Annotated in this window: 14 protein-coding genes; 6 read left to right on the top strand and 8 right to left on the bottom strand. The window is 38.8% G+C overall.

Annotated elements, in window-relative coordinates; translation table 11 throughout:
* Nucleotides 1-16 precede the first annotated feature (16 nt).
* Nucleotides 17-547: a dihydroxyacetone kinase transcriptional activator DhaS gene (dhaS, locus tag FJR73_RS00275; protein WP_031227648.1), complete on the top strand. Its 531-nt coding sequence runs from the start codon at nucleotides 17-19 to the stop codon at nucleotides 545-547.
* On the top strand, nucleotides 544-1,533 hold the full coding sequence (gene dhaQ, locus FJR73_RS00270; RefSeq protein ID WP_023942560.1) for a DhaKLM operon coactivator DhaQ: 990 nt from the start codon (nucleotides 544-546) through the stop codon (nucleotides 1,531-1,533). Before dhaS ends, dhaQ begins: the two co-directional genes overlap by 4 nt.
* A 94-nt stretch (nucleotides 1,534-1,627) precedes the next feature.
* Here dhaQ and FJR73_RS00265 read toward each other — a convergent pair whose 3' ends face one another.
* The 6 genes from FJR73_RS00265 to FJR73_RS00240 all read right to left on the bottom strand — a co-directional run bounded on the left by FJR73_RS00265 (nucleotide 1,628) and on the right by FJR73_RS00240 (nucleotide 7,016).
* Nucleotides 1,628-2,167 carry a ClbS/DfsB family four-helix bundle protein gene (locus FJR73_RS00265; RefSeq protein ID WP_140832597.1) on the bottom strand — a complete coding sequence of 180 codons (540 nt, stop codon included), beginning with the start codon at nucleotides 2,165-2,167 and terminating at the stop codon, nucleotides 1,628-1,630.
* Between the two features lie 121 nt (nucleotides 2,168-2,288).
* Entirely contained in the window at nucleotides 2,289-3,203 is a 915-nt protein-coding gene (locus FJR73_RS00260) for a peptidase (RefSeq protein ID WP_140832595.1), read from the bottom strand.
* A 183-nt stretch (nucleotides 3,204-3,386) separates the two neighbouring features.
* Nucleotides 3,387-4,223: an AraC family transcriptional regulator gene (locus FJR73_RS00255; RefSeq protein ID WP_140832592.1), complete on the bottom strand. Its 837-nt coding sequence runs from the start codon at nucleotides 4,221-4,223 to the stop codon at nucleotides 3,387-3,389.
* 162 nt (nucleotides 4,224-4,385) lie between these two features.
* Nucleotides 4,386-4,880: a YkgJ family cysteine cluster protein gene (locus FJR73_RS00250; protein ID WP_140832588.1), complete on the bottom strand. Its 495-nt coding sequence runs from the start codon at nucleotides 4,878-4,880 to the stop codon at nucleotides 4,386-4,388.
* A gap of 133 nt (nucleotides 4,881-5,013) precedes the next feature.
* Nucleotides 5,014-6,747, bottom strand: a complete 1,734-nt coding sequence (gene ptsP, locus FJR73_RS00245) for a phosphoenolpyruvate--protein phosphotransferase (protein WP_140832585.1) — start codon at nucleotides 6,745-6,747, stop codon at nucleotides 5,014-5,016.
* 5 nt (nucleotides 6,748-6,752) lie between these two features.
* Entirely contained in the window at nucleotides 6,753-7,016 is a 264-nt protein-coding gene (locus tag FJR73_RS00240) for a phosphocarrier protein HPr (protein WP_000146947.1), read from the bottom strand.
* A gap of 351 nt (nucleotides 7,017-7,367) precedes the next feature.
* On the opposite strand from FJR73_RS00240, the gene nrdH reads away from it, so the two are divergent.
* The 4 genes from nrdH to FJR73_RS00220 all read left to right on the top strand — a co-directional run bounded on the left by nrdH (nucleotide 7,368) and on the right by FJR73_RS00220 (nucleotide 11,893).
* Entirely contained in the window at nucleotides 7,368-7,586 is a 219-nt protein-coding gene (gene nrdH / locus FJR73_RS00235) for a glutaredoxin-like protein NrdH (RefSeq protein WP_000259240.1), read from the top strand.
* An 80-nt stretch (nucleotides 7,587-7,666) separates the two neighbouring features.
* The gene (nrdE, locus tag FJR73_RS00230; RefSeq protein ID WP_140832583.1) at nucleotides 7,667-9,826 is read left to right on the top strand and encodes a class 1b ribonucleoside-diphosphate reductase subunit alpha; all 2,160 of its coding nucleotides are present in this window, start codon (nucleotides 7,667-7,669) and stop codon (nucleotides 9,824-9,826) included.
* A gap of 194 nt (nucleotides 9,827-10,020) precedes the next feature.
* Nucleotides 10,021-10,983, top strand: a complete 963-nt coding sequence (nrdF, locus tag FJR73_RS00225; RefSeq protein ID WP_140832580.1) for a class 1b ribonucleoside-diphosphate reductase subunit beta — start codon at nucleotides 10,021-10,023, stop codon at nucleotides 10,981-10,983.
* A 142-nt stretch (nucleotides 10,984-11,125) separates the two neighbouring features.
* On the top strand, nucleotides 11,126-11,893 hold the full coding sequence (locus FJR73_RS00220; protein ID WP_000917575.1) for a DeoR/GlpR family DNA-binding transcription regulator: 768 nt from the start codon (nucleotides 11,126-11,128) through the stop codon (nucleotides 11,891-11,893).
* Nucleotides 11,894-11,996: 103 nt separating this feature from the next.
* Here FJR73_RS00220 and FJR73_RS00215 read toward each other — a convergent pair whose 3' ends face one another.
* Entirely contained in the window at nucleotides 11,997-12,254 is a 258-nt protein-coding gene (locus tag FJR73_RS00215) for a DUF3884 family protein (RefSeq protein WP_140832577.1), read from the bottom strand.
* Between the two features lie 42 nt (nucleotides 12,255-12,296).
* Nucleotides 12,297-13,703, bottom strand: a complete 1,407-nt coding sequence (gene lacG / locus FJR73_RS00210) for a 6-phospho-beta-galactosidase (RefSeq protein WP_140832574.1) — start codon at nucleotides 13,701-13,703, stop codon at nucleotides 12,297-12,299.
* Nucleotides 13,704-13,742: the final 39 nt, after the last annotated feature.

Below are 13,742 nucleotides of genomic sequence, written 5' to 3'. Positions count from 1 at the left end.
AAAAGAAAGGTTTCCTATGGCATCATCACTCATTACAAAAAAACGAATTGCCAAGGCATTTAGAGACCTATTAGCTACTAGAGAATTTGACAAAATCTCTATTGTAGATATCATGGAATCAGCTGGCATTCGTAGACAGACCTTTTATAATCACTTTCTTGACAAATATGAACTGCTAGACTGGATATTTGAAACTGACTTAACCGAGTATATTACCAATAACTTGGACTTCATTTCAGGTCAAAAACTATTACAAGAATTATTTCTTTATTTCGAACAGGAGCGTGACTTTTATATTCAACTTTTTGATATTCAAGGGCAAAATAACTTCTATGACCACTTTATCAGCTACTGTCGCTTGCTTGTATCAAAAATTTTAAGAGAATACGGTCAGATTGATATCGATTCATCTGCTTATACTTGTTTTTTGCTAGACTATCATTCACATGCTCTAGCAGAAATCGTGAAGGCTTACGTCAATAAAAAAAGTCCAGTTCCACAACCAGACTTTCTCATCATGACAATTATTGGAAAGAGACCACAATGACATTTATTTCAAATCATAAACAGAAAATTATTTCAAGTTACATTTCAGCTACTGTTAACAGTCATCCTGAATTAGAAAAACACCCTACCTTACCATTAGTCTATCAAAAAAATCGCAATCCTCATCAGGTTCCAATATTGTCGGGTGGAGGTTCAGGACACGAACCTGCTCATATCGGATATGTTGGAGAAGGCATGCTTACTGCTGCCATCTATGGCCAATTATTTACTCCTCCTACAAGAGCTGAAATCTTAGAGTCCATTCGTTTTTTAAACAATGGTCACGGTGTCTTCATCATTGTAAAAAATTTCGAAGCAGACATCAAAGAGTTTAGCTCGGCCATTAACACTGCTAGACAAGAAGGAATTAAAGTCGGCTATAGTTTATCACACGATGATATTTCAATCGAACCCCACAATAAATTTCAAATTAGAGGGAGAGGGCTTGCAGGGACAATCTTACTTCATAAAGTTCTAGGATATGCAGCTCAAAATGGTGCCGACATCGAGCAACTAACTGATTTAGGTCATGATCTTGCTCCCGAAATCGCAACGATTGGCTTTGCAACGAAATCTGCTAGTCTCCCTCAAGCCACCCTTCCACTATTTACCTTAGAAGAAGGAAAAATTTCTTATGGTATTGGGATACATGGCGAAGAAGGCTATCGTATCGTCCCATTCCAATCGTCAGAAATCCTTGCAAATGAAATTATAAGTAAATTAAGATTGCACTATCATTGGAAAAAGGGTGATCAATTTATATTGCTTGTAAATAATCTAGGCACTACTAGCAACCTAGAAATGGGCATACTTATCAATGATCTCCTTCAACTCTTAGAAATTGAAGGAGTCACTATTACATTTATAAAATCAGGAACATTTATGACCAGTCTGGATATGGCAGGTATATCCGTAACTCTTTGCCCTGCGAAAAATAAACAATGGTTAGAAGCGCTCAATGCTCCAACGACAGCTTTTGCATGGTAATTCTCTTGTATAACTCAAAAGGGCTACATCACTTGACAGCCCTTTTAATCTTATCTCATATTTAAAAGAAATCATTCTTTTTCAAAGAGTCCATCTATACCTTACAATTCTTCTGATGAGCTTTGAGTTTTTTCAGAGCCCAATCATAGTGACTGAAAGTGCTACTGATAAAGTAGGAACCTAGACTTGTCCCTCCCGTCCACTTATAGACACCTTTGGTAAAGAGTTCGTCATCGCTAAGAACTTCTATCAACTCTAAAACCTCTCTATATGATTGTTCAAGGTGTCTAGTAGCTTCTTCTAAGGACGTTTTCTGGTGCCTCTTCCAAATAGCGACATTCATTTCTCCATGGGTTTTCCAAGTATAATGTTCAGGGAGAAAAGGTATATCATGACCTTTTTGATTAGAATGTACCCAAGTTAAAAGTAATTGTTGCCATTCATAAAGATGGATCAGAACATCCCGTAGATTCTTATCTCTTTTCCAGTGAGCTTCCTTTTTCTTTTGGTCTCTTGAAAAATCAAATGGAGTCTGTAGCTCATCTTCACTTAGTTTAGAGATAAAGAGCTTGAGATTTTCATAATTTTCCTTAGAGACTAATACTAGTCCCTCTTTTGTTTTCGGTCTAGGCACAGAGTTCTCCCTTCATTTTTTAGTTGGATATGCTATTTCCTCACTTCATTATGCCATAATCAAAAAGCAGTTCTTTACGAAAAACTGCTTTTACTGACTAGTTATTTTATGCTTATAGTCACTACTTTACATATAAACCTCTAAAGCAACGGTCCGCTTCAGCTATCTGATAGAGCAAGTGGGCTAGTTCTTGGTAATCTTCTTTTAAACACGAAAGGTGGGCTTGGCCAAATAAAGAAGCCAATTCCTCTTTTAATCTTGCCCCTTCGGGATCATGGTCTTTTAAGAATCGACTGAGATAGAGATTTCGAACAGCAGCAAGTTTAAAGCTAAAATACTGATGCAATTGTTTTTGCTCCGTATTTAAGCCGTTTTCAGCAACTGCTTTTGCATAACATTCCAAGACATTATTTTGTCCATCCAGATATCTGTCCCTTATAATTCTTGCCGTTTCTTGATAGATTTGAGTTTGACTAGGACACTTTACCTTCTTAAAATTTCCCCACATGGAGTAAGCTCCACGCTTATAGTCAATAGCCTCCGCCTTCCAAGCTTCTAAAATGTCATTAAAAGCAACCTTCATACAGGCAAAACCAGCTGGATCATGCAAATAGAGATACTGACCATCAAGAGCATACACAGATACAAAGTGATCTACACCATGAAGGATTGTGTGATTGGGATTGTAAGTCAAGTGGCCCATATCAAGAGGACCCAGTACGACAGGTCCATTAGACAGAAACGATTCCAACTTTGCTTTAATCTCTTCCAAATCTACTTCTGCTCCATCTTTTACATAGAAATCCTCATAGTCAAATCCAAGTATTTTTAAGGAATGGGAGATGGAAAGATCTGGCATTCCATTATCAAAGAATACTAGAGGGTGTTGCTCATCTTCCTTTACGATACTAGCGCCATTACCCATCACCATAATTGCCTCTAAAAACTCTGCTTTAAAGTCATAACCATAGGCGTCAAGTGCCATTGCCAATGAATAGCTATAGCAAAGTGACACATCTCCAAAATACATCTGCATATTCATGCCTCCTTATCTTCTATAAGACTATTATACCGAGATAACTTTACTCATACCCCATAAAATCCAAACAAAAAATAGGGTATGTCTGCTTTTCGGAAATGAATGTCCACAAGAAAAGACTCTGTAGAGGTTCTTTCTACAGAGTCGGATTTGCATCTTTATAAAAAATCAGAAAATGATCTAGTCCCTGATGACTGGTATCCAGAGTTCCATTTGGTAGTATGGGGACGACATATCTCCTTTGAAATAAACTTCAAAGTCTGGGGCTCCTGAGTGGCGATAGCCAGTTTCTGGGAAAAAGACCTCCAAGACATATTTCCAAGCATGGTGGATGCTGGCTGGTATAGCCCCTTTGACTGGTACGATAGCATACTCAGCTACTGGGATGTCTTTGATTGATAGTCCCAGTTCTTCTGCTTTTACTTTATCCGTCACATCATAGCCAGCCATATAGTTGATAATCTCACCTTCCTTGACATCCGAGCAGACACCAAAGGATTGGCCATTACCCAGACTTTCTAGGCTTTCAAATCTATGATTTGCATAGAGCTGCTCCCAAGCAGACGGGCACTGGCTATTGTCTATAGCTTCCAATAGGACGCCTGCCACGGTAAAAGCAGGTTTCTTTTGAATCTTGATATCCATGTTCTTTCCTCCTGTAATCTTTAAGGATAATTGAAGTCTAGGAAAGACCCGATAAGATTTTCCATTTCGAACTTCTGAGGGAGTTGCCCCATGGAATTTCTTGAAGGCTGCGCTGAAAGCATCCGCAGATTCATAGCCATATTTTAGAGCTATGTCAATGACTTTCTCAGAGCTTTCCCGCAAGTCTGTCACTGCTTCTGACAGCCGGCGATTGCGCAAGTATTCTGCTAAGGTCATATCTGCTAGGATGGAAAAGAGTCTGCTAAAGAGAGGATAAGAATAGCCCGATAGCTGCTTAAATCTTTTCATATCCACTTCTCCAGTCAGCTGCTGCTCCAAATAATGCATGGTTTGATTGAATTGATGCATCATTTTTTCTTCTTACCTCCACAAGATACAAAGGTCGTTAAAAGCAAAGTGAAAAATTGTCTTTTTCGCACAGCTTTTAGGCCGTGCTCAATTCTATCTATAGTCTAACAGATATCAGATACTTCCGCCCTAGAATCTTTGTACAAGATTTAGAGGTGTAAACTTCTATAACTTATCCTTTAATTTCTCAACAAAGAGATAGGCTGCTGGACAGGTCAAGGTATTCTTAATCGTCAAATGGTTGATTTGATGGATCTTTTTACGGTCTGTATGGGGGAACTCTCGGCAGGCCTTTGGACGAACGTCATAAATGGAACAGAGGTTATCTCCTCCTAAAAATGGACAGGGCATGGATTTGAAAATCTTATCCCCATCTTCATCTACCTGAAGAAATTCAGCTTCAAAAGCTGGTAATTTCATCTTAAAATACTTGGCAATTCGTGTAATATCCGCTTCCTTGAAGTCGGGACCCAAAGTCTTACAACAGTTAGCACAGGCAGTGCAATCAATCTCCTCAAAGACTTCTTGGTGAATCTGTTGAGCTATCTTATCTAGATTTTTTGGTGGTTTTTTCTTTAGATTTGCTAAAATTTTACGGTGCTCCTTCTGCTTTTGCAAGGCTAGCTGGTGGTAGTACTCAATATCAATTTCTTTAGACATGGTTTCTCTCTTATTCTATTTGTTTCCCCCTATTATATCATGCCTCTGACTCATTGAAAAGTGGACTTTATAAGAGCATACTTTTCCAAAATGCGTCAAAAAACCTTGCAACTAGGTTACAAGGTTAATGACATTAATCAAAGTTAACGTATTCTTTTTGAAGTTCAAGTACTTCTTCCATTGTTGAACACTCTGTAAGGGCACGGTTAGCGTACTCTTCCATCTTAGCAGTATCCAATTTCTTCATCAAGCTACGTGTACGGAGTACAGATGTTGCTGACATAGAGAATTCATCCAAGCCCATTCCGACAAGAAGTGGAACAGCTTTTTGATCGCCAGCCATCTCACCACACATACCAGCCCATTTACCTTCAGCGTGAGCTGCCTTGATAACGTTGTTAATCAAGCGAAGGATTGATGGGTTATATGGTTGGTAAAGGTATGAAACTTGCTCGTTCATACGGTCTGCTGCCATTGAGTATTGGATCAAGTCGTTTGTACCAATTGACATGAAGTCTACTTCTTTTGCAAATTGGTCTGCAAGCATTGCTGCTGCAGGGATTTCAATCATGATACCAACTTGGATATCATCCGCAACTGCAACTCCTTCAGAAAGAAGGTTTGCTTTTTCTTCTTCATAAACTGCTTTAGCTGCACGGAATTCTTTCAAAAGGGCAACCATTGGGAACATGATACGCAATTGACCATGAACAGAAGCACGAAGAAGGGCACGGATTTGTGTACGGAACATTGCATCTCCAGTTTCAGAAATAGAGATACGAAGGGCACGGAATCCAAGGAATGGGTTCATTTCGTGTGGCATATCAAAGTAAGGAAGTTCCTTATCTCCACCGATGTCCATAGTACGAACAACCACTGGTTTACCATTCATTCCCTCAAGAACAGCCTTGTATGCTTCATACTGCTCATCTTCAGTTGGGAAGTCTTGAGAATCCATGTACAAGAACTCTGTACGGTAAAGCCCAACAGCTTCTGCACCGTTGTTGTTAACACCTTCAACGTCTTTTGGAGTACCGATGTTAGCTGCCAACTCGAAGTGTTTACCGTCAGCAGTCACTGTTTGAGCATCTTTCAAAAGTGCCCATTCAGCTTTTTGTTTAGCATAAGCTTCACCAGCTGCTTTAAATTCCGTCGCTTGTTCATCTGTTGGGTTGATAATCACTTCACCAGTAATTCCGTTAACGGCAAGGATATCGCCGTCTTTCACTACTTCAGTGATGTTATTTGTTCCCAATACAGCTGCAATTTCAAGTGTACGCGCCATGATAGCTGAATGGCTTGTACGTCCACCGATGTTAGTTACAAAAGCTTTTACAAAGTTTTTGTCCAATTGAGCTGTATCAGATGGTGTCAAGTCATGTGCAATCACGATTACTTCTTCGTTAATAGATGCTGGGTTTGGCAATTTTTTACCAAGAAGGTTTGCCAATACACGTTTTGTCACGTCGCGGATATCCGCTGCACGTTCTTGCATGTATGGGTTGTCCTCCATGCCTTCAAAGATAGTGATGAACATGTCAGTCACTTCTTTAAGACCTGCTTCAGCATTAACTTTCTTAGCACGGATTGTTTCTTTAATCTGACCAATCAATTCTGGGTCAGAAAGAACCATCAAATGAGCGTCAAAAACTTGAGCCGCTTCCTCACCTAGCGTACCTACAGCTTTCTCGCGGATAAGAGAAAGCTCGTTTTGAGAAGCTTCAAGAGCAACATCCAAACGAGCCTCTTCTGCGTTTGTATCTTCGACTGAAACAGTCTCGAATGACAAATCCGGTTGAACGAGTAGATATGCTTTTGCAACTGCAACACCGTCAGATGCTGCGATTCCTTTAAGCATTTCTGTCATTTTCCTTATGCCAATCCTTCTTTTTCCATTGTTTCTGAGATTGCAGCGATAGCGTCATCTGCGTCTGCACCTTCAGCTGAGATCGTTACGTCAGCACCTTGGCCAACACCAAGACTCATAACACCCATGATTGATTTAAGGTTAACTGATTTACCTTTGTACTCAAGAGTGATATCTGAAGCAAATTTGCTAGCAGTTTGTACCAACAATGTTGCTGGACGTGCGTGAATACCTGTTTCTGCCACTACGTGGAAATCTTTAGAAGCCATAGTTTGACTCTCCTTTTGTTCTTTCTTTTTTGAGTTATATTTGATAACCCTTACAATTTGGTATTATATCATCTTCTAGGATTTTTTTCAAGTATTTTATGGGATTTATTCGATTTCCTTTTCAGATAACTTGCAGAAAATCTTCTATCTTATGTAACAAAACACAGGATATAGTTTCTTTAAAAACGATTTATAGGATAATCATTGCTGTTTTATAAAACAAACACTACATATTGTGTTTTGTGAGCTTGACTAGAAAAACAGACCACTATATTTAGTTTTAAATCATTGACAAAAATTTATTTTCTGATATACTAAGAAAGTAATCTATTTTGAAAGAGGAGTTACACAATGGTAACCGTTTATTCTAAAAACAACTGTGTCCAATGTAAAATGACCAAACGTTTCTTGGACAGTAATAATGTCGCTTATCGTGAAATCAATCTTGATGAGCAACCTGAGTACATCGATCAAGTTAAAGAGCTCGGTTTCAGCGCAGCTCCTGTTATCCAAACACCAACTGAAGTCTTTTCAGGTTTCCAGCCAGGAAAACTGAAACAATTAGCATAATCTTAGTACATCAACCAGAAGAAACTGCTTCTAGGGCTAACTTAGAAGCCTTTCTTTTGTAATTAGATAAGGGAAATTTTATGGGATTAAAACATCTTGAGGACGTAACTTACTTCCGTCTCAATAACGAAATCAACCGTCCTGTTAATGGACAAATCATGCTTCATAAAGATAAAGAAGCTTTGGATGCCTTCTTTAAAGAAAATGTAGTTCCAAACACTATGGTTTTTGATTCAATCAAAGATAAAATTAACTACCTCATTGAACACAACTACATCGAAACAGCCTTTATCAAGAAATACCGTCCAGAATTTTTGGAAGAATTGTCACAATTTATCAAAGACCAAAACTTCCAATTTAAGTCTTTCATGGCAGCTTATAAGTTTTACAATCAATACGCCTTAAAGACTAATGACGGTGAATATTATCTTGAAAGTATGGAAGACCGTGTCTTCTTTAACGCCCTTTATTTCGCTGATGGGAATGAAGCTGTTGCAATCGATATTGCCAATGAAATCATCCACCAACGCTACCAACCGGCTACCCCTTCCTTCTTGAATGCTGGTCGTGCTCGTCGTGGGGAGTTAGTATCTTGCTTCCTGATCCAAGTAACGGATGATATGAACTCTATCGGACGTTCTATCAACTCAGCTCTTCAACTTTCACGTATCGGTGGTGGTGTGGGAATTACCCTCAGTAACCTTCGTGAAGCTGGTGCTCCTATCAAGGGTTATGAAGGAGCAGCTTCTGGGGTCGTACCAGTCATGAAACTCTTCGAAGACAGCTTCTCTTACTCCAACCAATTGGGTCAACGTCAAGGTGCTGGAGTTGTTTACCTCAATGTCTTTCACCCAGATATCATCGCCTTTCTTTCAACTAAGAAAGAAAACGCTGATGAAAAAGTTCGTGTAAAGACTTTGTCACTTGGTGTTGTAGTACCTGATAAATTCTACGAATTGGCTCGTAAAAATGAAGAAATGTACCTCTTCAGCCCATACTCTGTAGAGCTTGAATACGGTGTGCCATTTAACTACATCGATATAACTGAAAAATACGATGAATTGGTCGCAAATCCAAATATCCGCAAGACAAAAATCAAGGCGCGTGATTTGGAAACTGAAATCTCTAAATTACAACAAGAGTCTGGCTACCCTTATGTAGTCAACATTGATACGGCTAACCGTGCAAATCCTGTTGATGGTAAGATTATCATGAGTAACTTGTGTTCTGAGATTCTTCAAGTCCAAGAACCAAGCTTGATCAACGATGCTCAAGAATTCCTTCAAATGGGAACAGACATTTCATGTAACCTTGGTTCAACCAACGTGGTCAATATGATGACTTCACCTGACTTTGGTCGCTCTATCCGTGCTATGGTTCGTGCTTTAACTTTCGTTACAGATAGTTCGCACATCGTAGCTGTACCTACGATTGATCATGGAAATAGCCAAGCCCACACCTTCGGTCTTGGTGCTATGGGACTTCACAGCTACCTTGCACAACAACTGATTGAATATGGGTCACCTGAGTCTGTTGAATTTACAAGCATCTACTTTATGCTTATGAACTACTGGACCTTGGTAGAATCAAACAATATCGCGCGTGAACGTGGTATTACCTTCCATAACTTTGAAAAATCAGACTATGCTAAGGGAAGCTACTTTGACAAGTATATTACAGGAGAGTTTGTTCCAAAATCAGACCGTGTTAAAGAACTTTTCAAAGATGTCTTTATCCCAAGTGCTGCTGACTGGGCTGAACTTCGCGACAAGGTTCAAGCAGATGGTCTTTACCACCAAAACCGCCTTGCTGTAGCGCCAAATGGTTCGATCAGTTACATCAATGACGTTTCTGCTTCTATTCACCCGATTACACAACGTATCGAAGAACGTCAAGAGAAGAAAATTGGTAAAATCTACTACCCAGCTGCTGGCTTGTCAACAGAAACCATTCCATACTACACTTCTGCTTACGACATGGATATGCGTAAAGTGATTGATGTTTACGCTGCTGCAACAGAGCACGTGGACCAAGGACTTTCACTCACTCTCTTCATGCGTAGTGACATTCCAAAAGGTCTTTACGAATGGAAGAAAGAAAACAAACAAACGACACGTGACTTGTCTATCCTTCGTAACTATGCCTTTAACAAGGGTATCAAGTCTATCTACTACGTCCGTACCTTTACCGATGATGGTGGAGAAGTCGGTGCTAACCAATGTGAAAGCTGTGTGATTTAGTTCTAATCTGAGCCAACTAAATTTCCTCAGATTACTGATTAAGTTACTCGCCAGATAAAACTTGATAAGTATCTTAAATACTATGAAAAACTAAAAAGTCGGTCTTCCGACTTTTTGTGCGATACTCTTCTCAGACTATGATAAAATAGAGATGATCCGATAATCGCATTATTACATACAGAAAGAGATTTTAAATGGAAACTTACTACAAAGCCATTAACTGGAATGCCATCGAAGATGTCATCGACAAATCAACTTGGGAAAAACTAACAGAGCAATTCTGGCTCGATACACGTATTCCCTTGTCAAACGACTTGGATGACTGGAGAAAGCTATCTAACAAAGAGAAAGACTTGGTCGGAAAAGTCTTTGGTGGTTTAACCCTTCTCGACACTATGCAATCTGAAACTGGGGTGCAAGCCCTTCGTGGAGACATCCGTACACCACATGAGGAAGCTGTTTTCAATAACATCCAATTTATGGAATCTGTCCACGCAAAATCTTACTCATCAATCTTTTCTACCTTGAATACTAAGGCTGAGATTGAAGACATTTTCGAATGGACCAATACCAATCCTTACCTACAAAAGAAGGCTGAGATTGTCAACGAAATCTACCTAAACGGTAGCCCACTTGAAAAGAAAGTTGCCAGCGTCTTCCTCGAAACCTTCCTCTTCTACTCTGGTTTCTTCACTCCCCTCTACTATCTCGGTAACAACAAGCTAGCCAACGTTGCGGAAATCATCAAACTGATTATCCGAGATGAGTCTGTTCACGGAACTTACATTGGTTATAAATTCCAACTTGGTTTCAATGAATTGCCTGAAGAAGAGCAAGAAAAGCTAAAAGAATGGATGTACGATCTGCTCTACACTCTCTACGAGAACGAAGAAGGCTATACAGAAAGCCTCTATGACGGTGTTGGTTGGACGGAAGAAGTCAAAACCTTCCTTCGCTACAATGCTAACAAGGCACTCATGAACCTGGGACAAGATCCACTCTTCCCAGACTCAGCTGATGATGTCAACCCAATCGTTATGAACGGTATTTCAACAGGAACTTCCAACCACGACTTCTTCTCTCAAGTCGGAAATGGTTACCTTCTTGGCGAAGTTGAAGCCATGCAAGACGATGACTACAACTACGGTTTGGACTAATTCAATTATCCCAGAACTGATAACAAATATCATGGTTTGTTTAAAACAACCATGATATTTTTGTTTTTGTTTTCTTTTGTTTTTTAAATTGATTGATTGAACACTTTATGATAAAATAGTAATAGAAATAGAGGTGATAACGATGTTAAAGCAGGAAAAACTAGATAATATTCTAGAAACGGTAAATACAAAGGGAACTATTACTGTAAAAGAAATCATGACTCGCTTGGATGTATCAGATATGACTGCTAGACGCTACTTGCAAGAGTTAGCAGACAAAGATCTACTGGTTCGAGTGCACGGGGGAGCTGAAAAAATTCGCACAGGCTCCATTTTAAACAATGAACGTTCCAATATTGAAAAACAAAGCTTACAGATTGCAGAAAAACAAGAAATTAGTCGTTTTGCAGGCCATTTAATTGATGAGGGTGAAACTATTTTTATCGGCCCTGGTACCACCTTAGAATCTTTTGCCCGTGAACTTCCAATTGATAATATTCGTGTTGTAACAAACAGTTTACCAGTCTTTCTCATCTTAAACGAACGAAAACTAACAGATTTGATTTTAATCGGTGGAAACTATCGCTCTATCACTGGAGCATTTGTGGGAACACTAACCTTGCAAAACTTAGCCAATCTTCAATTTTCTAAAGCTTTCGTTAGCTGTAATGGTATTCAGGACAATGCGATTGCGACCTTTAGTGAAGAGGAAGGTGAATCACAACGTATCGCCCTCAACAATTCCAATAAAAAATACTTACTAGCTGACAATAGTAAGTTCAATAAATTTGATTTTTATACCTTCTACAATATCTCTGATATTGATACCATCGTTTCAGATTCTAAACTGAGCAAAGAAACGTTTGAACAACTTTCAAAACAAACAAAAATTATTCTTTCTAAACCATAAAACTGAGGATTAATAAAAATAAAATGCGTCATATCAAGAAAATAAGAATCTTGATATGACGCATTTTTGGATGAAGATTTTTACAAAGAGTTTTCTAGATTCTTTATGATTGTTGAAACGGCATAAAATCTGAATCAAAGGAGATATTATCCCGTTCTTCAGGACTGATAAAATTTAAAAAGATATTTTTAAATTCTTCCAGCTCATAGTCTGAATGACAAATCCATTCTTTACCAGTAGAGACATACCATTTCCCAAGTTTTTTCATCTCCTCATTAGTTAAACAAGGTATTTGAGAACATTTATCAAAATTGATAATATAAACTTTTTCATAAATAGATTGGATAAAATCTTTGAACATCTTTTTGCCTCACTAAAATTCTATATCTAATTACTCATTCTACTAGTCTATAATCTGACTTTCCGCTACTTTTTTGTACCAATGAGCTGACTTCTTAGGATAACGTTCTTGAGTTTCAAAGTCTACATAGAAGAGACCGTAACGTTTCTCATATCCATTTGACCAAGAGAAGACATCCATCAATGACCAAATGAAGTAACCTTTTACATTAGCGCCATCTGCAATAGCATCAGACAAGACTTCCAAGTGTTGCTTCACGTAATCAATACGACCATCATCGTAAACAGTATTATCAACGAACTCATCTTTATATCCAAGACCATTTTCAGTGATGTAGATTTTCTTATAGTTAGGATAATCTTTCTTCACGCGCATGATTTGGTTATATAAACCTTGAGGGTAGATAATCCAATCCCAATCCGTACGTGGTACATAGTCAGGAGCTACACGACGACCCACACCTTTGATTTGGTATTTAGAGCTTCCTTTCTCACCCTTACCATTATGGATGATTTCTGTCTCGCCATCAAATGCTTCCATCCAGTCACTCATGTAGTAATTAATTCCAAGGAAGTCGTTCAAATCTTTAGCTGCTTCAAGTGCTGCAAAGTCTTCGTCACGAAGATCCAAACTACCACCATTGACTGATAAGATATGGTTGACACCTTCCATGGTTTCATCGGAATAGCAACCTAGATAAGTTGCATCCAAAATAAATTTGTTGTGAATAATATCTTCCAACTCAGCTGCACGAACATCTGCTGGATTTTTAGGATCTAAAGGATATTTGGTTGGCAGTGCGTGAACAACACCAATTTCACCTTTATAGCCTTTATCTTTATATAGCTTGACTGCACGTGCATGCGACACCATCATATTGTGATGGGATTGGAAAACTTTGGCAAGGTCGTATTGAATACCTGGAGGGAATTTACCAACCAAGTATTGACCATCACCGATTGGCCCAATTTCATTAAAGGTTGTCCAATAGTTAACTTCTGGGAATTCTTCAAAACAGAAAGCCGCATATTCTACAAAGTGTTCAATATTTTCACGGTTTAAGAAGTCTCCATTTGAGTGGAGAGCTTCTGGCGTGTCAAAGTGATGAAGAGTTACAAAGGGCTCAACATGACGTTTGTGACACTCTGCAAATAGATTATGATAAAACTCAACACCTTTAGCATTTACTTGACCATAACCAGTCGGGAAAATACGTGACCAGGCAATAGAAATTCGAATACCATTGACACCATACTCTTCTGCTAGCTTGAGGTCAACTGGATATCGATTGTAAAAGTCACTGGCTGGTTCTGCAGTGTACCAGTAGTTATCTTCAAGATATTTATCCCACGCTACTGGTCCTTTACCATCAGTATGTGTAGCACCTTCTGCTTGATAGGCAGCTGTTGCGCCACCAAAAATAAAGTCTTTTGGTAATGTTTTTGTCATTTTTTTCACCTATTTCTTGATTTAAATAAAGTAAAAGTG

The sequence above is a fragment of the Streptococcus sp. D2 genome (assembly GCF_006385825.1).
Classification (GTDB): Bacteria; Bacillota; Bacilli; order Lactobacillales; family Streptococcaceae; genus Streptococcus; species Streptococcus shenyangsis.
Note: the sequence above shows the minus strand (reverse complement) of the source record. Positions and strands in the feature narration are given on the sequence as shown.

Coding starts and splice junctions, on each gene's coding strand:
- dhaS (WP_031227648.1), top strand. CDS start 17: ATGGCATCATCACTCATTACAAAAAAACGAATTGCCAAGGCATTTAGA.
- dhaQ (WP_023942560.1), top strand. CDS start 544: ATGACATTTATTTCAAATCATAAACAGAAAATTATTTCAAGTTACATT.
- FJR73_RS00260 (WP_140832595.1), bottom strand. CDS start 3,203: ATGCAGATGTATTTTGGAGATGTGTCACTTTGCTATAGCTATTCATTG.
- FJR73_RS00255 (WP_140832592.1), bottom strand. CDS start 4,223: ATGATGCATCAATTCAATCAAACCATGCATTATTTGGAGCAGCAGCTG.
- FJR73_RS00250 (WP_140832588.1), bottom strand. CDS start 4,880: ATGTCTAAAGAAATTGATATTGAGTACTACCACCAGCTAGCCTTGCAA.
- ptsP (WP_140832585.1), bottom strand. CDS start 6,747: ATGACAGAAATGCTTAAAGGAATCGCAGCATCTGACGGTGTTGCAGTT.
- FJR73_RS00240 (WP_000146947.1), bottom strand. CDS start 7,016: ATGGCTTCTAAAGATTTCCACGTAGTGGCAGAAACAGGTATTCACGCA.
- nrdH (WP_000259240.1), top strand. CDS start 7,368: ATGGTAACCGTTTATTCTAAAAACAACTGTGTCCAATGTAAAATGACC.
- nrdE (WP_140832583.1), top strand. CDS start 7,667: ATGGGATTAAAACATCTTGAGGACGTAACTTACTTCCGTCTCAATAAC.
- nrdF (WP_140832580.1), top strand. CDS start 10,021: ATGGAAACTTACTACAAAGCCATTAACTGGAATGCCATCGAAGATGTC.
- FJR73_RS00220 (WP_000917575.1), top strand. CDS start 11,126: ATGTTAAAGCAGGAAAAACTAGATAATATTCTAGAAACGGTAAATACA.
- FJR73_RS00215 (WP_140832577.1), bottom strand. CDS start 12,254: ATGTTCAAAGATTTTATCCAATCTATTTATGAAAAAGTTTATATTATC.
- lacG (WP_140832574.1), bottom strand. CDS start 13,703: ATGACAAAAACATTACCAAAAGACTTTATTTTTGGTGGCGCAACAGCT.